General features: G+C 52.2%; 18 protein-coding genes. 5 read left to right on the forward strand and 13 right to left on the reverse strand.

Annotation, left to right across the window (positions count from 1 at the left end):
• Positions 1–71: 71 nt before the first annotated feature.
• The gene (gene pta / locus AC1DUO_RS01590) at positions 72–2,216 is read left to right on the forward strand and encodes a phosphate acetyltransferase (RefSeq protein WP_153374992.1); all 2,145 of its coding nucleotides are present in this window, start codon (positions 72–74) and stop codon (positions 2,214–2,216) included.
• A gap of 94 nt (positions 2,217–2,310) precedes the next feature.
• Here pta and AC1DUO_RS01595 read toward each other — a convergent pair whose 3' ends face one another.
• The 5 genes from AC1DUO_RS01595 to AC1DUO_RS01615 form a co-directional block, all read right to left on the reverse strand.
• Complete coding sequence (locus AC1DUO_RS01595) at positions 2,311–3,264, reverse strand: transketolase family protein (RefSeq protein WP_449632232.1); 954 nt, start codon at positions 3,262–3,264, stop codon at positions 2,311–2,313.
• The gene (locus tag AC1DUO_RS01600) at positions 3,257–4,090 is read right to left on the reverse strand and encodes a transketolase (RefSeq protein ID WP_013574577.1); all 834 of its coding nucleotides are present in this window, start codon (positions 4,088–4,090) and stop codon (positions 3,257–3,259) included. Before AC1DUO_RS01600 ends, AC1DUO_RS01595 begins: the two co-directional genes overlap by 8 nt.
• A 104-nt stretch (positions 4,091–4,194) precedes the next feature.
• Complete coding sequence (locus tag AC1DUO_RS01605; protein WP_477986329.1) at positions 4,195–5,571, reverse strand: PTS ascorbate transporter subunit IIC; 1,377 nt, start codon at positions 5,569–5,571, stop codon at positions 4,195–4,197.
• Positions 5,572–5,621: 50 nt separating this feature from the next.
• Positions 5,622–5,903, reverse strand: coding sequence for a PTS sugar transporter subunit IIB (locus tag AC1DUO_RS01610; protein ID WP_104921260.1), 282 nt, complete (start codon positions 5,901–5,903; stop codon positions 5,622–5,624).
• A 137-nt stretch (positions 5,904–6,040) separates the two neighbouring features.
• Complete coding sequence (locus AC1DUO_RS01615) at positions 6,041–6,484, reverse strand: PTS sugar transporter subunit IIA (protein WP_449632231.1); 444 nt, start codon at positions 6,482–6,484, stop codon at positions 6,041–6,043.
• Between the two features lie 354 nt (positions 6,485–6,838).
• Here AC1DUO_RS01615 and AC1DUO_RS01620 point away from each other — a divergent pair, with 354 nt between their 5' ends.
• Entirely contained in the window at positions 6,839–7,855 is a 1,017-nt protein-coding gene (locus AC1DUO_RS01620) for a LacI family DNA-binding transcriptional regulator (RefSeq protein ID WP_037036215.1), read from the forward strand.
• A 38-nt stretch (positions 7,856–7,893) separates the two neighbouring features.
• Here the strand turns inward: AC1DUO_RS01620 and yfcD are convergent, their stop codons facing one another.
• On the reverse strand, positions 7,894–8,526 hold the full coding sequence (gene yfcD, locus AC1DUO_RS01625) for an NUDIX hydrolase YfcD (protein WP_112151210.1): 633 nt from the start codon (positions 8,524–8,526) through the stop codon (positions 7,894–7,896).
• Between the two features lie 316 nt (positions 8,527–8,842).
• On the opposite strand from yfcD, the gene yfcG reads away from it, so the two are divergent.
• Both yfcG and AC1DUO_RS01635 read left to right on the forward strand, forming a co-directional pair.
• Positions 8,843–9,472: a GSH-dependent disulfide bond oxidoreductase gene (gene yfcG / locus AC1DUO_RS01630; RefSeq protein WP_013574571.1), complete on the forward strand. Its 630-nt coding sequence runs from the start codon at positions 8,843–8,845 to the stop codon at positions 9,470–9,472.
• Between the two features lie 142 nt (positions 9,473–9,614).
• Positions 9,615–10,511 (forward strand): TIGR01777 family oxidoreductase, encoded by an 897-nt coding sequence (locus AC1DUO_RS01635; protein ID WP_013574570.1) that lies wholly within the window; start codon positions 9,615–9,617, stop codon positions 10,509–10,511.
• A gap of 654 nt (positions 10,512–11,165) precedes the next feature.
• Here the strand turns inward: AC1DUO_RS01635 and AC1DUO_RS01640 are convergent.
• Positions 11,166–12,761 (reverse strand): ABC transporter substrate-binding protein, encoded by a 1,596-nt coding sequence (locus AC1DUO_RS01640; protein ID WP_449632230.1) that lies wholly within the window; start codon positions 12,759–12,761, stop codon positions 11,166–11,168.
• Between the two features lie 159 nt (positions 12,762–12,920).
• Between AC1DUO_RS01640 and pepT the strand changes: the two genes are divergently transcribed.
• The gene (pepT, locus tag AC1DUO_RS01645) at positions 12,921–14,153 is read left to right on the forward strand and encodes a peptidase T (RefSeq protein WP_112151213.1); all 1,233 of its coding nucleotides are present in this window, start codon (positions 12,921–12,923) and stop codon (positions 14,151–14,153) included.
• Between the two features lie 47 nt (positions 14,154–14,200).
• Here the strand turns inward: pepT and hisP are convergent, their stop codons facing one another.
• The 6 genes from hisP to purF form a co-directional block, all read right to left on the reverse strand.
• Positions 14,201–14,974, reverse strand: coding sequence for a histidine ABC transporter ATP-binding protein HisP (gene hisP / locus AC1DUO_RS01650; RefSeq protein WP_013574567.1), 774 nt, complete (start codon positions 14,972–14,974; stop codon positions 14,201–14,203).
• Between the two features lie 27 nt (positions 14,975–15,001).
• Positions 15,002–15,715, reverse strand: coding sequence for an ABC transporter permease (locus tag AC1DUO_RS01655; RefSeq protein ID WP_013574566.1), 714 nt, complete (start codon positions 15,713–15,715; stop codon positions 15,002–15,004).
• The gene (locus tag AC1DUO_RS01660; protein WP_013574565.1) at positions 15,712–16,398 is read right to left on the reverse strand and encodes a histidine ABC transporter permease HisQ; all 687 of its coding nucleotides are present in this window, start codon (positions 16,396–16,398) and stop codon (positions 15,712–15,714) included. Before AC1DUO_RS01660 ends, AC1DUO_RS01655 begins: the two co-directional genes overlap by 4 nt.
• A gap of 106 nt (positions 16,399–16,504) precedes the next feature.
• Positions 16,505–17,287 carry a lysine/arginine/ornithine ABC transporter substrate-binding protein ArgT gene (gene argT / locus AC1DUO_RS01665; protein WP_013574564.1) on the reverse strand — a complete coding sequence of 261 codons (783 nt, stop codon included), beginning with the start codon at positions 17,285–17,287 and terminating at the stop codon, positions 16,505–16,507.
• A gap of 322 nt (positions 17,288–17,609) precedes the next feature.
• The gene (locus tag AC1DUO_RS01670; RefSeq protein ID WP_013574563.1) at positions 17,610–18,182 is read right to left on the reverse strand and encodes a UbiX family flavin prenyltransferase; all 573 of its coding nucleotides are present in this window, start codon (positions 18,180–18,182) and stop codon (positions 17,610–17,612) included.
• A gap of 130 nt (positions 18,183–18,312) precedes the next feature.
• On the reverse strand, positions 18,313–19,830 hold the full coding sequence (gene purF, locus AC1DUO_RS01675; RefSeq protein WP_013574562.1) for an amidophosphoribosyltransferase: 1,518 nt from the start codon (positions 19,828–19,830) through the stop codon (positions 18,313–18,315).
• Between the last annotated feature and the right edge of the window lie 28 nt (positions 19,831–19,858).

Raw genomic sequence — 19,858 nt, forward strand, 5'->3', positions numbered from 1 at the left:
CCCTCTGCACAAACCTGCGAATGTCCCTGCCTGGCAACCGTTAAAGAGGTTTAGCCGTGTCCCGTACAATTATGTTGATCCCTACAGGCACCAGTGTCGGTCTGACCAGTGTCAGCCTGGGTGTGATCCGTGCCATGGAACAAAAAGGCGTCAGCCTGAGTATCTTCAAACCTATCGCCCAGCCGCGTACTGGCGGAGATGCTCCTGACCAAACCACGACCATTATTCGCGCTAACTCCACCGTGACTGCAGCCGAACCGCTGAAAATGAGCCACGTTGAAACCTTGCTGAGCTCAAACCAGCAAGACGTGCTGATGGAAGAAATCATCGCGCGTTATCACGAAAACACCAAAGATGCCGAAGTGGTGCTGGTTGAAGGTTTAGTGCCTACCCGCAAACACCAGTTCGCCAATGCGCTGAACTACGAAATTGCCAAAACCCTGAACGCAGAAATCGTCTTCGTTCTGGCGCTGGGTAATGATTCTCCTGCGCAGCTCAAAGAACGTATCGAACTGGCCCGTTCCAGCTTCGGTGGCAGCAAAAACAAAAATATCACCGGCGTAATCATTAACAAACTGAATGCACCGGTTGACGAGCAGGGGCGTACACGTCCTGACCTGTCTGAAATCTTTGATGATTCCACCAAAGCCAGCGTGGCAAATATCGACCCGACTCAGCTGTTCGCTAACAGCCCGCTGCCGGTTCTGGGCTGCATTCCGTGGAGCTTCGAGCTGATTGCCACCCGCGCAATCGACATGGCTAAGCACCTGAACGCACGTATCATCAACGAAGGTGACGTCAAAACCCGCCGCGTGAAATCCGTCACTTTCTGCGCACGCAGCATTCCGCATATGCTGGAGCATTTCCGTCCCGGCTCCCTGCTGGTGACCTCCGCTGACCGTCCTGACGTGCTGGTTTCAGCCTGTCTGGCAGCCATGAATGGCGTGGAAATCGGCGCTATCCTGCTGACCGGTGGCTACGAAATCGACGCCCGCATCAACAGCCTGTGCGAACGTGCATTCCAGACAGGCCTGCCAGTCTTCATGGTAGAAACCAATACCTGGCAGACTTCCCTGAGCCTGCAAAGCTTCAATCTGGAAGTGCCTGCAGATGACCATCAGCGCGTAGAGAAACTGCAACAGTACGTGGCTTCTCACATCAATGCTGACTGGATCAACTCCCTGAGCGCACACTCTGAACGTTCACGCCGTCTGTCACCTCCGGCATTCCGCTATCAGCTGACCGAACTGGCCCGTAAAGCCGGTAAACGTATCGTTCTGCCGGAAGGCGACGAGCCACGCACTGTGAAAGCGGCAGCGCTTTGTGCTGAACGTGGTATCGCGGAATGTGTTCTGTTGGGTAACCCTGACGAGATCAAACGCGTTGCAGCAGCTCAGGGCGTGACGCTGGGTAAAGGCATCGAAATCGTTGATCCGGTGGCTGTCCGTGAAGAATACGTGGCGCGTCTGGTTGAACTGCGTAAAAGCAAGGGTATGACCGAAGTGGTTGCGCGCGAACAACTGGAAGACAACGTGGTTCTCGGCACCCTGATGCTGGAACAAGGTAACGTTGACGGTCTGGTTTCCGGTGCTGTTCACACCACCGCAAACACCATCCGCCCGCCATTACAGTTGATCAAAACCGCGCCGGGCAGCTCACTGGTTTCCTCTGTGTTCTTCATGCTGCTGCCTGATCAGGTTCTGGTTTATGGCGACTGTGCGATCAACCCGGATCCTACTGCTGAACAGCTGTCTGAAATCGCGATCCAGTCTGCGGACTCCGCTGCAGCCTTCGGTATCGAACCCCGCGTTGCCATGATCTCCTACTCAACCGGTAACTCCGGCGCAGGTAGCGACGTTGAGAAAGTGCGTGAAGCGACCCGTCTGGCCCAGGAAAAACGTCCGGATCTCATCATCGATGGCCCGCTGCAATATGATGCTGCGATCATGGCTGATGTTGCACAATCTAAAGCGCCAAACTCGCCGGTTGCGGGTAAAGCGACCGTGTTCATCTTCCCTGACCTGAATACCGGTAACACCACGTACAAAGCGGTACAACGTTCTGCGGATCTGGTCTCTATCGGGCCGATGCTGCAGGGTATGCGTAAACCGGTTAATGACCTGTCGCGTGGCGCACTGGTTGACGATATCGTCTACACCGTTGCACTGACTGCGATTCAGTCTGCTCAGGCAGAAGCAGCGGTTGCGGCCAAATAAGCCAAACCCTCTGAACGCAAGACGCCGGGCTTTTTGAGTCCGGCGTTTTTTTTGGTCTTTTTTGCGGAGCGCTTCATGGCTGATCGATAAAGATTCAGAGCAGTGTTTTTGCTGCTTCCAGAATATGTTCAGCCGTCAGGCCATATTCCTGCTGTAAAAACTCCTGGGTGCCCACTTGTCCGTAACGCTCTTTGACACCAACCCGGCACATCGGCACCGGCTGGTTTTCCACCAGCACTTCCGCCACCGCTGATCCCAGTCCGTTATGAATACTGTGGTTTTCACAGGTCACAATTTTGCCGGTTTTCGTGGCGTATTTGATGATGACATCTTTATCAATCGGCTTGAGGGTAAACATGTCGATGACTGCCGCACTGACCCCTTCGCGTTCCAGCATTTGCGCCGCTCTCAGCGCTTCCGCCACCATAATCCCGTTCGCAATCAGCGTCACGTCTGTGCCATCGCGCAGCACATTGGCCTTGCCGATGGTAAACGCCGAGCCTTCCTTGTAAACCTGCGTAGCCTGTTTGCGAATGGTACGCACCCAGTAGAAACCTTTTAAATCCATCAGTTGCAGCAAAATATTGCGGAACATCACGGCGTCGGTGACTTCCATCACCACCGAACTCGCCAGCCCGCGCACAATGCCCATATCTTCGAACGACATATGCGTGCCGCCGTTATGACAGGCGCTGACGCCCGCATCTGACGCAATGATTTTGACGTTATTCTTCTGGTAATCCAGAGACATAAACAGCTGATCGAAACAGCGGCGGCTGGCAAAGGCGGTAAAGGTATGCACAAACGGCACGCGACCGGTCAGCGAAAGCCCGGCGGCAACACCGATGACATTCGCTTCCATGATGCCGCAGTTAATCACGTGATCTGGATGATCTTTATGAACGCCGTCCATCGCCATCGAGCTCATCAGATCGGCTTCCAGCGCGATAATCGGCGTGTTCTCTACAATTTTTTCACGCACAGTGCTGGCGTAAACTTTGCGCATTTCCACTGCGTCTTTTTGCAATTCAAGAGAAACTTCAAACATGAGTGGCCTCCAGCTCAGCGATAGCATTTTCGATTTCCAGTTTCACATCCGGCGTTAAACGCAGGTGATGTGAGTTCGCCAGTTGCTCGAGATACTTCACGCCCTGCCCTTTGATGCTGTCGAGGATCACCACCAGAGGACGCTGCTCGGCGTGACGAACCGGCGTGACCGCCTCGCTGATAGCTACAATGTCATCGCCTTTAATGGTCTCTACATCAAACCCGAACGCACTGAATTTTCCGGCCAGATCGAATGGCTTAATCACTTCATCCAGCGTGCCATCGAGTTGCTGTTTGTTGTAATCGATGAACAGTGTCAGGTTATGCAGATTGTGGTGCGCAATAAACTGGAAGGCTTCCCAGCACTGGCCCTCGTTCAACTCACCGTCGCCAAGAATGCAGAAGACGCGGTTGCTGCGACCAGCCAGCTTATGCGAAAGTGCCATGCCCGCCGCAATGGAAACGCCTTGTCCCAGCGAGCCGGTGGTGGCATCCACGCCGGTGGTCCGCAGCCGGTCCGGATGGCTCGGCAGCTTTGTGCCATTCTGGTTGAGGGTGTGTAATTCGCTGACCGGGAAATAACCTTTCAGTGCCAGCGTGGCATACAACGCCGGTCCAGCATGGCCTTTGGACAGCACGAAATAATCACGTTCCTGCCAGTCTGGTTTTTTCGGGTCGATGCGCATCACATCGCCATACAACACGGCCAGCGTTTCCACCACGGACATGCTGCCGCCATAGTGCCCGAATCCTAAACCGGTCAGCATTTTTAGCGTCTCGATACGGATATGGCGGGCCAGATCACGAACCTCCTGGACATCTTTCATCTTCATTGGTCCTTATTTTAATGAGCACTTATCCTGGCCTGTTATTTCTAACAGGCAGGACAGTGTTTCCCGGATGGAGTTAAAAAACGTAGTGGTGCAGGGAATTACTTTTCAGTGATTTCTTTCTCAGCCGCCGGTTTTTTGCCGAGATAGTTCCAGGCAACCAGTACCGCGAAGATACCGACAATCAGCGCCATGATGCCTTCCTTCGACATAAAGCGAGCCAGATTACCCAGCAGGATGCCGATAACGCCGAAGTCCGCATCAGAGAAGGTGGCATTCGCAAAGCCCAGCGCGCCCAGTACTGGCAACAGCAGAACCGGCAGGAAGGTAATCAGCACGCCGTTGGCAAACGCACCGATCATTGCCCCGCGACGCCCGCCGGTCGCATTACCGAACACACCTGCCGTCGCACCAGTGAAGAAGTGTGGCACCACGCCCGGCAGGATCAGCACCAGATGCATTTGCCCTAACAGGAACAGTCCCACCAGACCGCCAAGGAAGCTGAACAGGAAACCGATCAGCACCGCATTCGGCGCGTACGGATACACCAGCGGACAATCCAGCGCCGGACGGGCATTAGGCACCAGTTTCTCGGAGAAGCCGACGAATGCCGGAACGATTTCCGCCAGGATCAGACGCACACCCTGCAAAATGATGAACACACCCGCCGCAAAGGTAATTGCCATGATGATGGCGTACACCAGGTAGTTCTGGCCTGCACTGTAGGTCGCCTCAACAAAGACCTGACCCGCGAACACCGCCATAATCAGATAAATAATAATCATGGTGAGTGAGATTGAGATGGAACTGTCGCGCAGGAAACTGAGGTTTTTCGGCAGATTCATTTCTTCCGTAGAACGTGAACCTTTGCCAACTTTACTGCCGATCCAGCCCGATAAGACGTAACCAATGGTGCCGAAATGACCAAATGCCACGTCGTCGCTGCCGGTAATTTTACGCATGTAACGTTGCGCCAGCGCCGGGAAGAACGCCATGATAAGGCCCAGCGTCAGGGAACCGGTGAACACCAGTGAAACACCTTCAAAACCGGCCACCGTCAGAATAACGCTGATCATACAGGCCATATAAAACGTGTGATGACCGGTCAGAAACACATATTTAAGACGGGTGAAACGGGCCACGATCAGGTTTGCCACCATACCAAACGCCATAATTAACGCTGTCGGTGCACCGAATTTCTCCAGCGCGATGGAAACAATCGCTTCGTTATTAGGAATAATACCCTGGATATTAAAGGCGTGTTCAAACATACCGCCTAAAGGATTTAATGAGCCAACTAATACTGTTGCACCACCGCCCAATACTAAAAAGCCAAGTATTGTTTTAACCGTGCCTTTCACCACATCAGAAAAGTTTTTCTTTTGTGCCACCAGACCGATTAATGCGATGAGCCCCACCAGTATGGAAGGCACTTTTAATATATCGACCACAAACTTGAGCGTTTCCTGGATAAACATATCCACCTCGTTTGTCTATTTGTTTTATTTGTAGGGTTATTCAGTGCCGGTCAGGACACTGGATGTTTTTCAAAGTGAGCAATCAGTTTTGTTTCAAGTTCATTAATATCAATGATGTTGGTAATCACCACTAACTGGTTTTCAGGAATGCTGGCACTGGCAGCGATGTCCTTTGCCATCACGAACAGGTCGGCTTCACCCGGAATGGCTGAGGACAAATCGGAGTGCTGAACATCTGCCTGAATATTGAGTTTCTTCAGGACCTTTTTGATGTTTATTTCAACCATAAAGCTGCTGCCTAAACCGGAACCACAAATCGCCATGATTTTCATATTATTCACTTGTCCTTTATCTGTTTTTAAACGATTAAAATATGTAGAACCGTACTCCATCTGCACATATTAATGCATATGAATGGTCAGAATACCCTTAGATTTAAGTCGCACTCCCTTTACAATATTAAGTCAAATTAATAGCGGGATATAATGTCCTGAATTTCTCTGATGGTTTTTGCCTGATGTATTTTCTGCATATCTTCTTCACTGGAAAATAATTCTGCCAGTTCAGAAATCAGTTCAATATGGCTGTGCTTATCTGCTGCCGATAACATCACCACGGTATACACCGGATCGTTATCCTCTGAATTAAACGCCACGCCGTGCGGCAGCGTCAGCAACGAGAGTCCCAACCCGTTCGCCCCTTCTTCTGGTCTGGCGTGTGGCATCGCAATGCCCGGCGCCAGAACAAAATACGGCCCCAGTTTTTCCCGTTGAGCAAAAATAGCCGTCAGGTAATCCGGGGTAATTGCCCCTTCTTTCAGCAGTGGCTCAGCGCTCACTTCCACTGCCTGCCGCCAGTCCGTGATATCCGTTCTGATCTGAATTCGTTCAGATGTCAGCCAATCATTCAGCATAGTGATGCTCCGTTTTTATTTTTAAAGATGGCCGGTCAAATTTCCCCCAGACCGCACCAACGATCCAGACTCTACTTCAGCGGTAGCGTTAACATCTGTGATACAGATCTCAAAGATAGCGCTACCAAACTTCTATCATTGAGATCTGTGATAGCGCTATCAAAAATAATCACACAGCGGTATCGCCGTCCCGTGGATCGCATAAATAACGGTATACTTTGTCGGGAAATTGCCGATAATTTACCGAATTCTGCCGTGGTTCCCGATTTACCGGTCCTGCTGCGGCCCGCTTTTTTCGCTATACCTGTGGGTATACATTTTGCGCAAGATGCGCAGTTAAGGTCAGGATCGTGAATGTCCATTAACAAGAAAAGACGCAGTACCGGAAGAGTGACGCTGGCTGATGTCGCGCAACTGGCGGGCGTGGGCAGCATGACTGTTTCCCGTGCGCTGCGCACACCCGAACAGGTCTCCGACAAGCTACGGGAGAAGATCGAAGAAGCGGTCAGTCAGCTGGGATATCTGCCCAACCAGGCCGCCAGTTCCCTGGCTTCCGCCTCCTCAAATACCATTGCGATGATTGTGCCGAGCCTTTCCGAAGCGGGCTGCGCCGAGATGTTTGCCGGGCTACAGAAAGTGCTGCAACCGGCCGGTTATCAGATCATGCTGGCGGAATCTCAACATCGTATTGAGCGGGAAGAAAAACTGCTGGAAACGTTGCTTTCCTACAATCTGGCGGCGGCGATTTTACTGTCCGTTGAACACTCCGCCAATGTACGTCAATGGCTGGATAACCTGACCATCCCGGTGCTGGAAATCGGTGCGCTGACCACTTCGCCAATCGACATGAATATCGGCATTGATTATGTCGAGGCGATGTTTCAGTTGACCCAGACGGTGGTGGCGAAGGGATATCAGAATATTGGCATGCTGTGTGCCAATCAGGAACAGTGGATTTTCCAGCAGCACCTTCAGGGTTGGCGTAAGGCCATGTTGAAAGCGCACATGTCCCCGCACCGGGTGATAAACGCCGCCGAGCCTGCCAGCTTTTCCACCGGCGCTCAGCAACTGCCGGAGTTCCTGCTTGCCTGGCCGGAAATTGACGCGCTGGTGTGTGTTTCCGACGATCTCGCCTGTGGCGCACTGTATGAATGCCAGCGCAGACGCATCAAAGTGCCAGATGAACTTGCCGTGGTCGGTTTCGGCAATGCCGATGTCAGTAAAGTATGCCAGCCGCCGCTGACCACTATTGCTATTCCGCATAAAGAAATCGGGGTGCGCGCTGCCCAGGCATTGCTGGCGAGGATTAATGACGAGGAATGGGAAGAAGTGACGATCGCTTCGTCGTTGTGCAAGCGGGAGAGTTGCTAAAAAGAGAACGGGCGATATGCGTTCGCCCGTGATGTGATTCAGATATCATCTTTCGCTGACGATTCTTCTTCATCGTTTTCTTTATTACCCGGGACAGACGCATCCGCCACAGGGGCTACGGCTTCACGGGTCAGCGGCTTACCGTGTTCTTTCTCATTGTTTCGCGTCATCCACAGAGAAAGTGCTTTCAGGGAGTCCGGCGTAAATTCATCACAACGCGCAGTGATTTCTTCCGGTGTCATCCAGCGGACGGCATCAATTTCTTCTTCCTGCAGGGCAAACGGGCCATGGGATACACAGCTAAACAATGCCCCCCATACGCGACATTTGTTCTCTTCTTCAAAGTAGAACTGACCGTGCTCTGCAAACGGCACACCGGCAATACCCAGCTCTTCCTCGGCTTCACGGCGAGCTGAATCAAGTATGTTTTCACCGCTTTGCACCACACCACCGGCCGTTGCATCGAGCCAGCCCGGATAGAAATCTTTGGTTTCAGTCCGACGCTGAACCAAAATATTCCCCATTCCATCATGAACCACAATATAGCTGGCACGATGACGCAGGACCTGAGCACGCATTTGTTGTCGGCTGGCCTGGGCAATGACCTCGTTGTCTTCGTTGACGATATCAACCCACTCATCCGTACTGATGTTTTGCTCTTGTTCTGACATCCGCTGGAACCTTCTCTTTTAAGCGCTGGTCTGTGCGCAATAAGTCTGTGCGCTGTGATTTTGCAACACGTCGATAATGTCCGGAGATTCTATCTGGGTCTGCTGGGTGGCTTCAATAGCTATGGATGCGTTGATGCAACCTAAAAGCTATGTTACCCCGCAAAGTTCGCCATCAGACAAGTCCGACATAGACTTCTAAACATCTGCATTATGATACCCTACTCAATCGGATAAGAAGCTTGTGATTACCCGTTCCACATTAGCGCATCCCGCCCCGCCATTCGCGGAGAGTGATTAAAACAACGCAGGAGGCAATATGATCGATCTTTATTACGCACCAACACCGAATGGCCATAAAGTTTCTCTTTTTCTTGAAGAGAGTGGCCTGCAATACCGGCTCCACCGTATTGATATCAGCGCAGGGGAGCAATTCAAACCTGAATTCCTCGCCATTTCACCCAACAACAAAATCCCGGCCATTGTCGACAGTCAGCCCGTTGACGGCGGCACACCGGTCAGTATTTTTGAGTCTGGCGCAATTTTGCAATATCTGGCAGAAAAAACCGGAAAATTTCTCAGCAAAGAGTTGCGTGAGCGCACAGTGACACTGGAATGGCTGACCTGGCAGGTTGCCGGATTTGGCCCGATGCTGGGTCAGAACCACCACTTTACGCATTATGCGCCGCAGCCGGTGCCTTACGCCATTGAGCGTTATTTACAGGAAACTCAGCGTCTGTATGGCGTGCTGAACCGCCAGTTAGAGAAAAATGCCTATATCGCCGGGGAGAATTACAGTATCGCCGACATGGCCACTTATCCGTGGGTCGCGGCTCATGAACGCCAGCGTATTGATCTGGCTGGATACCCTGCCGTACGCAACTGGTTCGAACGGGTTAAAAGCCGCCCGGCGACACAAAAAGCCTACGCGCTGGCGCAGGTTCAGTAAGCCCCTTCAGCCTGCCGGAGGTGTTCTGAATATCTCAGAATAAAAAACCCTTAACTGTGCTCCATATCGCGAGTTAATTGCGATGACTCATCTATGATTAAAGACAGTTCATCCGCGTATTCAGACAGTTAAGGATCCCGATATGAAGATCTTGATTACCGGCGCCACCGGCCTCATCGGAAGAAAATTGACCGAACGGCTTCTTGAGCAATCTCATCAGATCACCGCCCTGAGCCGTGCCCCTGAACGCGCGGCGAAAATACTCGGGTCGCAGGTTTCCGTCTGGGAAACGCTGGAAGGAAAAACCTCGCTCGACGGTTTCGATGCCGTAATTAACCTTGCCGGTGAACCCATTGCCGACAAACGCTGGACCAAAGAACACAAAGCGTTGTTATGCGAGAGCCGCTGGAAGCTGACAGAAAAGCTGGCAACGCTGATTAACGCCAGTGAAAAGCCCCCTGCCGTGTTTATCTCCGGTTCGGCGGTCGGCTATTACGGCGATCAGGGCCAGGCTCTGGTGCCTGAAGATGAGCCGCCTAACAAGCAGTTTACCTGGCAATTGTGTGCCCGCTGGGAAGCACTGGCGATGTCAGCACAAAGCGCGGCGACGCGTGTTTGTTTGCTGCGCACCGGCATCGTACTGGCTGAAAAAGGCGGTGCGCTGGCCAAAATAGTTCTGCCCTACCGCGCCGGTCTCGGTGGCCCGCTCGGTGATGGTCAGCAATACATGCCATGGATCCACATCAACGACATGATTGACGGGATTCTGTTCTTGCTGGAACACGAAACACTTTCCGGCCCGTTCAATATGGTGTCGCCGTATCCGGCGCGCAACGAGCAATTCAGTGCCCTGCTCGGCGAAGTATTGCACCGCCCGGCGTTTATGCGGGCACCCGCGCCTGTGGTGCGCTTGCTGATGGGCGAATCAGCTGTATTAGTGCTGGGTGGTCAGCGGGCAGTGCCGCGCCGGCTGGAAGCAGCAGGGTTTATTTTTAAGCATCAGGAGTTAAAGGAAACGCTGGAGGATTTGCTGGGATGAAGGGTCTTGCAGCCCTTCACCCTGCTCAACCAGATTGGGGTCTCATAGGTACAATGGCGCGGTACTGGCGCTTTTTAAAAACTGATCGGGGGGATGTTTCGGTTTCTCAATAACTGAGATTACTTAACTTTCTGCACCGAAACCGCCCAAAGGAGGAAAGTGCTTTTCCTCCTTTGGATTCCTCCTCGCTTTTTCAACAAGCGCTTCGCTCGCTGGCTATGTTTCAGCTATCACTGCGACAGGCTGGAAATCTTGCCGCTGCGCGGTGCCTTCTCTCGGTCCTGAAGCCTTGGTCTTCAGGCCGCTCCGTTCAGCAAGATTTCTGAATCGCCCGCACGTTCTTAAATTCAAAAACAGAGAGGTTTTATCTTTTAGAAATGTTGATTGGCGTGCTCAAAAATGGCACCGAATGAACGGTTCGAGACCTATGGCTCGAAGCCTGAAATGAGGGAATCGCGGAGCGATGACATTTTGCGCCACACTCAGAACGATCAGAACATGTCCTTCGTTCCAGCGACAGCGCGCAGTGAAAAAGCGAGGGGAGTGCAGAGGGGAAAAGCCTTTCCCCTCTGCTCGGTTTCGGCGAAATATCTCGTGTGAGAACTGTTATTGAGAAACCGAAACTTTCACAATTCAATTTCCCCCCCTCAGGTTCTACTCCTTCACATCCACCTGATAAAACACATGTTTCCCAAACGGGTCCACTTCATAACCGGTCACTTCTTTGCGTACCGGTTCGAAAATGGTCGAGTGGGCGATCATCACCGCCGGTGCCTGATCGTGCATCATCTGCTGGGCCTGCTCGTAAAGCGCCACGCGTTTCGCATGATCGGTGGTTTCTTTCGCTTCGGTGATCAACTGGTCAAACGGCGCGTAACACCATTTCGCTGAGTTCGAACCGCCCTTCGCGGCATTACAGGTAAACAGCGGACCAAAGAAGTTATCCGGGTCACCGTTCGCCGTTGTCCAGCCCATCAGCGCTGCCATATGTTCGCCGTTACGGATACGGGTCTGGTATTCACCCCATTCGTAACTGACGATATGCGCTTTCACGCCAATTTTTGCCCAGTCCGCCTGGATCATTTCCGCCATACGCCGGGCATTCGGGTTATACGGACGCTGTACCGGCATCGCCCATAAATCGATATCAAAACCGTTCGGCATCCCGGCTTCGGCCAGAAGAGCTTTGGCTTTCTCCGGTGAGTAATCGTAATCCACCAGTTTGTCGTTGTAACTCCAGACCCCCGTAGGCAGCAGCGTTTTCGCGACGGTTCCCGTACCGTGGAACACCGCTTCAATGATCTGTGGTTTGTTAATGGCCATGGTCAGCGCCTGACGCACTTTCACATTATCCAGCGGCGCTTTCTGCGTATTGAACGACAGGAAACCCGTGTTCAGGCCAGCCTTGCTCATCAGGTTGATGTCTTTATTGGCGCGCATACGATCCAGATCAGCCGGATTCGGGAACGGCATCACCTGGCATTCGTTTTTCTCAAGTTTAGCGAGGCGCATTGAGGCGTCAGGCGTAATGGTATACACCAGACGGTCAATTTTGGATTTGCCCTGCCAGTAATCCGGGAACGCTTTGTACAGCAGACGCGTATCTTTCTGGTACTGCACCAGCTCAAACGGCCCGGTCCCAATCGGATCCTGATCCAATTTTTCCGGTGTACCGGCTTTAAGCATCTGATCGGCATATTCCGCCGAGAGGATGGAAGCAAAATACCACGCCAGATCGGCCACGAACGGCGCTTCGGGACGTGTCAGGTTAAAGCGCACCGTGTAATCATCCACCTTATCAATGCTGCCGATAAGATCGCCCATTTTCAGGCTGTCGAAGTTAAGGTAAGTGCCGCCGGAAATTTTATGATAAGGGTTATTCTCGTCTTTCTGGCGCATGAACGAGAAGATCACGTCGTCAGCGTTGAAGTCGCGGGTGGGTTTGAACAACTTGCTGCTCTGGAATTTCACGCCTTTACGCAGGTGGAAGGTATAGGTTTTACCGTCTGCGCTGACCTCCCAGCTTTCCGCCAGACTCGGCACCAGTTCTGTAGTACCGATTTTGAAATCCACCAGACGGTTATAAATTGGCGCAGCGCCGGCATCCACGGAAGTGCCCGATGTATAAAGTTGCGGGTTGAATTGCTCAGGCGAGCCTTCGGAGCAGTAAACCAGCGTTTTAGCACAAACGCCGCTGGTGATGGTTAACGCCAGTAAACCTGTGCTTATTTTTAAGATGTTGTGTTTCATTCTTTTCCCTATTTTCCCTGTCCGGAGAGTGTTTAGATCTTCTTCATCGTGGAACCTAAAGCAAAAACAGATTAACATCTGGATAACACGTAGTAATACTTTGTTATATATGAAAATCTTATAACAGGGAACAATATTTGCGCACATTCAGAGGTTAAGATGTCGACAACAATCGCAACACAGCTTACCGAACGCTTCTACCGCTATCTCTCCGTGACATCACAAAGTGATGCCAGCGCGACGACCTTACCCAGCACGCCGGGCCAGCACGACATGGCGCGGTTGCTGGCTGAAGAACTGCATCAGCTGGGTCTGGAAAATATTCAGATCGATGAACATGCCACCGTGACGGCAGTCAAATCCGGCACCAAAAAAGGGGGGCCGCGTATCGGTTTTATCACGCATATCGATACCGTGGATGTCGGCCTGCGCCCGGATATTCATCCGCAGACATTGCGTTTTACCGGTGAGGATGTGTGTCTGAACAAGGCGCTGGATATCTGGCTGCGCCCTGCGGAACGCCCGGAAATCTTGCCTTACAAAGGTGAGGATATTATTTTCAGCGACGGCACCAGTGTGCTGGGTGCGGATAATAAAGCGGCAGTGACGGTGGTGATGACATTGCTGGAAAACCTGACGGCTGAGCAGGAATACGGCGATATCGTGGTGGCGTTTGTGCCTGACGAAGAAATTGGTCTGCGCGGTGCCAAGGCGTTGGATCTCGCCCGCTTTGATGTCGATTTTGCTTACACCATCGACTGCTGCGAACTCGGCGAAGTGGTGTATGAAAACTTCAATGCGGCAGCGGCAGAAATTACCTTCACCGGCGTGACAGCGCATCCGATGTCGGCCAAAGGCGTGCTGGTGAATCCGCTGCTGATGGCGCAGGATTTCATCAGTCATTTTGACCGCGCTGAAACCCCTGAAAACACTGAAGGCCGGGAAGGTTATATCTGGTTCAACGGCATGAGCGCTTCGCAGCAAGGCGCGGAACTGAAAGCTTCTATTCGCGATTTCGACAGCGCCAGTTTTGCCGCCCGTAAGCAGAAAATTCAGGATGTGGCGAAAGAGATAGCCGCGCAGTATCCGACCGCAAAAGTCTCAGTTGAGATCAGCGATACCTACAGCAATATCAGCAGCGCCATCGGCGAAGATCGCCGGGCGATTGACCTGATCTTTGCCGGATTGAAAGAGATTGGCGTGGAGCCGAAAGTGATCCCGATGCGTGGCGGCACCGACGGCGCAGCATTATCGGCCAAAGGATTACTGACGCCGAACTACTTTACCGGCGCGCACAATTTCCACTCGAAGTTTGAGTTCCTGCCGGTGAATTCGTTTGTGAAATCCTATGAACTGACCCTTCAGTTGTGCCTGCTGGCCGCGAAAGGTTGATTTGCTTTAAACCTTCCCCTCATGTGAGGGGAAGGCGCGTACAGATGTTACTTCAGCGCACCGGAAAGGAACTGTTGCAGACGGGCGCTTTTCGGATTGCCAAAGACTTCAGCAGGATCGCCCTGTTCTTCAATCACACCCTGATGCAGGAAGATGACATGGCTGGAGACATGACGGGCAAACTCCATCTCATGCGTTACCACCACCATGGTTTTTCCCTCTTCCGCCAGCTTTTGCATGATACGCAGCACCTCGCCGACCAGTTCAGGATCCAGCGCGGAAGTCGGCTCATCAAACAGCAGCACTTCGGGTTCCATCGCCAGCGCGCGGGCAATAGACACACGCTGTTGCTGACCGCCTGACAAGTTCACCGGATATTTACCTTGTGCGCGGGCGTCGATGCCCACTTTATCGAGGTATTTCACCGCACGTTCACGCGCTTCGGCTTTGCTCAGCCCCAGCACCTGCACCGGCGCTTCCATGACGTTTTCCAGCACCGTCATGTGGCTCCACAGGTTGAAATGCTGGAACACCATCGTCAGTTTGGTACGCAGCAGCTGCAGTTGCTTCTTATCAAACACTTTCAGCTGACCGTCGGTGTCGCGCACCATGCGGATATCCTGATTATTAACGCTGATCGAGCCTTCGCTTGGTTTCTCGAGGAAGTTAATGCAGCGCAGGAAGGTACTTTTTCCGGAACCTGATGAACCGATAATACTGATCACATCACCCGCATTGGCCGACAACGAAACACCTTTCAGCACTTCGTGGTCGCCATAGCGCTTGTGGAGATCGAGAACCGCTAATTTGTTTTCTGGCATAAAGTTATTCCGCAAAAATAATTCTTATTAATGAGCTTGGGGCTTTACGTGAGCCAGCCAGCGTTTTTCCGCCTTGCGGAACAGCCCGATCAGGACAAAAGAAACACAAAGATAAATCACTGCTGCAATCCCGAAAGCATAAAACGGCTGATACGTCGCCGAGTTGATGTCGCGGGCTATTTTCAGCACGTCCGGTACCGTGGCGGTAAATGCCAGCGCGGTGGAGTGCAACATCAGAATGACTTCATTACTGTAAGCAGGCAGCGCCGTACGTAATGCCGACGGCAAAATAATGCAGGTGTACAGTTTAAAGCGTGAGAAACCGTAGGCATTGGCCGCTTCGATTTCGCCGTGCGGTACTGCGCGGATGGCACCGGCAAAAATCTCGGTGGTGTAGGCACAGGTGTTGAGCGTCAGCGCCAGAATCGTACAGTTAAGCCCGCTGCGGAAGAAGGCATTGAGGAAGTCGGTACCACGCACGATTTCCAGGCTGTACATCCCCGAATAAAACACCAGCAACTGAACATACAGCGGCGTTCCGCGGAAAATATAGGTGTACAGCCAGATCGGATAACGCAGGAATTTGTTAGAAGACACGCGCCCCACCGCCATCGGCACCGCCAGTAATCCGCCTATCACCACGGAGCTGATCAGTAACCACAGGGTGATTGCCAGACCGGTAAAACGGTAGCCATCGCTGTAGAGCAAAGACATACCGTACTGTTGTAAAATTTCGATCATAGATCAGCCCTCTTCACACCCAGCGAATAACGGCGATCAAGCCATACCAGCACGCCGTTCGACAGCGTGGTGAAAATCAGATAAACCACTCCCGCCACAATCGCAAAATAGAACGGCTGATAAGTGCCTTTCCCGGCCAGTTGCGTGGCTTTGACCACATCATTCAGACCCAGCAATGACACCAGCGCGGTGGCTTTGAGAATAACCTGCCAGTTGTTGGCAATACCCGGCAGTGCAAAGCGCATCATGGCCGGAAATAAAATTCGTCGGAAAATCTGTGAACCGCTGAACCCGAAAGCCGTCGCAGCTTCGATTTGTCCACGCGGGACCGCCATAAACGCACCACGGAACGTCTCAGTGAAATAAGCCCCGTAGATAAAGCCCAGCGTGATAATACCGGCGCTCATCGGATCGATATCAATTTGCGTCAATCCCAGTGATTCGGTGACGCTGTTAAGCGCAATCTGCAACCCGTAGAAAATCAATAACATTAATACCAGATCAGGTACGCCGCGAATAAGCGTGGTGTAGCAACCAAAAAAACCAGACACGATCCGGTTCTTTGACAGTTTCCCGCCCGCGCCGATTAACCCTATCACCAGCGCCAGAATGACTGACGAAATCGCCAGCTCCAGTGTCACTAACGTGCCCTGGATAATTACCTGGGAATACCCATACAGCATGGTTTTTTCCTGTCTTTAGTGGATCCCTGCGCAGACAAAAAGACGGCCAGCGTCAGAACCGCAGGGAGCGGCACACCGCCCCCTTTGGCACATCTCACGACGCGTATCAGCCGCCGTAAACATCAAAGTCGAAGTATTTTTTCGCCAGTTTGTCGTAAGTCCCGTCTTTACGCATGCTGTCAAATGCCTTATTCAGTGCGTCTTTCAGGTCAGTATCCGTCTTACGCAGACCCATGCCGGTGCCCACGCCGAAGAATTTATCGTCTTTAACTGACGGGCCAGCAAACGCGTAATCTTTACCTGCAGCCTGTTTCAGGAAGCCTTCGCTGCCTGCCACTTCATCCTGGAATGCCGCGTCAAGACGACCGGAAGCCAGATCCGCATAAATCAGATCCTGGTTCTGGTAAGCGACTACGTTGATGCCTTTTGGCTGCCACATCGCGTTGGCATAAGCTTCCTGAGTGGAACCCTGCAGAACACCGACATTTTTACCTTTCAGCGCATCCAGAGTAGGCAGAACTTTAGAACCTTTAGGCGCGATCAGACGGGCGTTAGCGGCGTAAAGTTTCTCTGTGAAATCAATTTCCTGCTGGCGTTTTTCAGTGATGGATAATGAGGAAATAATCGCATCAATCTTTTTCGCTTTCAGGGACGGGATCAGCGCATCAAAATCACTTTCAACGTAAGTGCATTTAATGGCTGCACGTTTGCACATCTCGTTGGCCAGGTCGATATCAAAACCAACCAGCTTGCCGCTGGAGTCTTTTGATTCAAATGGGGCGTAAGTCGGATCAGTACCGATATTAATTGCTTTAGGCACGGCAGCAAATGCACTACCTGCACTGGCTAAGACCAGAACCAGCGGGAGAACCTTGAACAACTTTTTCATACATTAGCCTCAGTGATTATTCATCTGTTGTGGTTGTGTGTGCGTGAATGAACGTCTTTTTATAGTTTGCTGAACGATGCAAATGGCTTTTTGCCAGATTTTCTCATGCACTTTTCGTGCCGTTTCTCCGCATCGCGACTTTCCGCAGCGAGAGAGTGAAAACCGGTCAAAAAAGCATCGGGATAATGAAAGTTTTCAAAGGTCTGAGGGAAGGATAGCTGAAGGGAGGTTTAACACTGCACCCCAATGAATCAAATTGTGATCATTGTTGGTGCAATGTAACTGAAGTGCGCGAAATGAGTGCGTATTGGGACGTGAAAGTTTAACGACTGCCCTGCCATCGAACAAATAAGTCTTCCGGCAGTTCGATATCAAACTGATCAATCACCCGGTTTACCGTCTGATCGATGATATCTTCCACCGAGGCCGGGCGATGATAAAACGCCGGAACCGGCGGCATAATGACAGCACCCAGTTCAGCGGCCTGGGTCATCAGCCGTAAATGGCCGAGATGCAGCGGCGTTTCACGCACACACAACACCAGACGGCGGCGCTCTTTCAACACCACGTCGGCTGCACGGGTCAGCAAACCGTCGGTGTAACTGTTTACGATGCCGGAAAGCGTTTTGATCGAGCAGGGCAAAATCACCATTCCGGCAGTTTTAAAAGAACCGGAAGAAATGCTGGCCGCGATATCGCGGGAATCATGCACCACATCGGCCAGCGCCTGAACGTCGCGTAGTGTGAGATCGGTTTCCAGTGTCATCGTCTGGCGGGCCGCATTGCTCATCACCAGATGTGTTTCGATATCAGGTACGCTCTGCAATACCTGCAAGAGCCTGACACCATAGATTGCGCCGCTGGCGCCGGAAATACCGACGATAAGTCGTTTCATGAACACTGCCTTAGAAAAATTAACCCGGACCCGGTGGTGCCAATACTGACATAAATTCAGGCATAAAAAAACGCGCCCGCCCGGTGTTCACCGGAGGGGCGCGCCTGAGAGAATGTCAGTAACGGGCCGGTCAGCCTTCGTTGTGCATCTCAAGGTTTTCAGCTTCCTGCTGGCCACGCAACGCCTGAGCGTCGTCATTGCGCAGGGCTTCGAGGTATTCCAGATAGTTCTGGTCAACGTCTTTGGTGACGTAAACACCATCGAAAACTGAACATTCGAATTTCTCGATATCCATATTGTCTTCTTTCACTGCGGCGATCAGGTCGCTCAGATCCTGGAAGATCAAGGCATCAGCACCAATTATCTGGTTGATTTCACTGACTTCACGGCCATGGGCAATCAGCTCGTTCGCGCTTGGCATATCGATACCGTACACGTTCGGGAAACGAATTTCCGGTGCCGCAGAGGCCAGATAAACACGTCGCGCTCCGGCTTCACGCGCCATCTCAACAATCTGTTGAGAGGTGGTGCCACGCACGATGGAGTCATCCACCAGCAACACGTTTTTATCACGGAATTCAGCGCGGTTAGCATTCAGTTTACGGCGTACAGATTTACGGCGTTCCTGCTGGCCCGGCATGATAAAGGTACGGCCGACATAGCGGTTTTTCACAAATCCCTGACGGTACGGTTTATCCAGGATGCGGGCGATTTCCAGCGCGATATCGCAGGAGGTTTCCGGGATCGGGATCACCACGTCAATATCCAGGTCTTCCCATTCACGGGCAATTTTCGCGCCCAGCTTTTCACCCATACGAACACGGGCGCTGTAGACGGAAATTTTATCGATGAAGGAATCCGGACGCGCGAAATACACGTATTCGAACAGGCACGGATTGTACTGCGGGTTCTCGGCACACATACGGGTGAACAACTGACCTTTTTCGGTGATATACACCGCTTCACCCGGCGCAACGTCGCGCAGGAACTCAAAGCCCAGCGTATCGAGTGCCACACTCTCAGAAGCCACCATGTACTCATTACGGCCATCTTCCAGCGTACGTTTACCGATAACCAGCGGACGGATACCGTGCGGGTCACGGAACGCCAGCATGCCATGACCGATAATCATCGCCACACACGCGTAGGCACCACGGATTTTCAGATTCACTGCAGCAACCGCAGCAAAAATGTTGTCAGCTTCCAGCGGGTAATGCTGGAAACGATCCAGTTCACTCGCCAGGATATTGAGCAGGATCTCAGAATCGGACGTGGTGTTCACATGACGGCGCTGGCCTTCGAACAGGTTGCTGCGCAATTCGTGAGCATTGGTCAGGTTGCCGTTATGGGCAAGGGTAATGCCGAACGGAGAGTTGACGTAAAAGGGTTGAGCTTCTGAAGCGCTGGAACTGCCAGCCGTTGGGTAGCGCACATGGCCGATACCCATGTTGCCCTGTAAGCGTTGCATATGGCGGGCTTCGAAAACATCCTTCACCAGGCCATTCGCTTTACGTAAACGGAAGTTATTATTCGCGTCGATGGTGGTGATGCCTGCGGCATCCTGACCACGGTGTTGTAACACCGTTAACGCGTCATAAATCGACTGGTTTACCGGCATGAAACCGGCGATACCGACAATACCGCACATGTTGTCTTTTCCTCTTCAGCGCTGCCAA

It is taken from the genome of Rahnella sp. P4_A8 (assembly GCF_056402435.1).